Origin of the sequence: Actinosynnema sp. NPDC023658 (assembly GCF_040639995.1) — a bacterium.
GTDB lineage: Bacteria > Actinomycetota > Actinomycetes > Mycobacteriales > Pseudonocardiaceae > Actinosynnema.
Map to the genome: position 1 here is coordinate 1 of NZ_JBFAAX010001421.1, position 1,156 is coordinate 1,156.

The window sequence follows — 1,156 nt, forward strand, 5'->3', positions numbered from 1 at the left end:
CCTCCTGTCCCGGACGTGGAGCGGCACTCGGCTCGCACCTCTCCCCCGCCTCGGTCCGCACCGATCGGCGGCGGGCATGTCACCATGTGGTGTCCGGTGGCGAGGAGGTGGGCCGGTGCCCGGAGGCGGCGCGGATCGGGAACGGCGGCGCGTCGGCATCGTGGACGTGGCCGCCGCCGCGGGCGTGTCCCGGCAGACCGTGTCCAACGTCCTCAACGGCCGCGCCGAGTACTACTCGGCCGCGACCCACGAGAAGGTCACCGACGCCATGCGGGCGTTGGGCTACCAGCCCAACCGCGCCGCGCAGACCCTGCGCTCGCGCCGCACGACGCAGATCGGCTACCACATCTTCGGGGAGCAGCTGGACCAGGCGCAGGGCTTCACCCTGCACTTCCTGCAGGCCCTGGTGAAGGCGGCCTCCGACGTGGACCACCAGGTGCTGGTGTTCACCCACCGCCGCCACGACCCGCTGGGCGTGTTCAAGGACCTGGTGGCGCGGCACGCCGTGGACGCCGTCATCCTGTCCGAGTCCACCGTCGAGGACGAACGCGCCCGGTTCCTGGCCGACAGCCGTATCCCGTTCGCCTGCTTCGGCCGCCTGGCCCCCGACCTGCCCCAGCACTGGGTGGACGTCGACAACGCCGCCGGCATGGGCGCGATCGTGGACGCCCTCGTCGCCGAGGGCCACCGGCGCTTCGCCTACCTCGCCGCCGACGGCGAGCAGTACTGGAAGCTCGACCGCCTCGACGGCGCGCTCCGACGCCTGGCCCACCACGGCATCCGCCCGCCCGGGGCGGCGGTCTTCCGCGGGAGCGACACCGGCCTCCGCCGCCGCGCACGCCAACTGCTCACCGGCGAGAACCCGCCCACCGCCATCATCACGGGCAGCGACGCCGTCGCCGCCGCCGTCGTCAACATCGCCCACTCGCTGCGGTTGGAGGTCGGCACCGACGTCGCCGTCACCGGCTTCGACGGCGGCGCGGTCGGCCTCGTCACCGAACCCACCCTCACCAGCGCGCGCATCCCGGTCGACCGGGTGTCGCGCGAGCTCGTCGCCCGCTGCCTGCGGCAGGTCGAGCACGGTCGGGACGACGAACCCGGCCTCCTCCTGCCCACCGAGCTGGTGCGCGGCGGCAGCGCCTGACCGGGGTCGGTC

1 protein-coding gene is annotated in these 1,156 nt (G+C 74.1%); it reads left to right on the forward strand.

Going from position 1 to position 1,156, the window contains the following annotated elements; genetic code table 11:
* Positions 1-115 precede the first annotated feature (115 nt).
* Positions 116-1,144: a LacI family DNA-binding transcriptional regulator gene (locus AB0G02_RS41485; protein ID WP_360806443.1), complete on the forward strand. Its 1,029-nt coding sequence runs from the start codon at positions 116-118 to the stop codon at positions 1,142-1,144.
* The last annotated feature ends 12 nt before the right edge of the window (positions 1,145-1,156 follow it).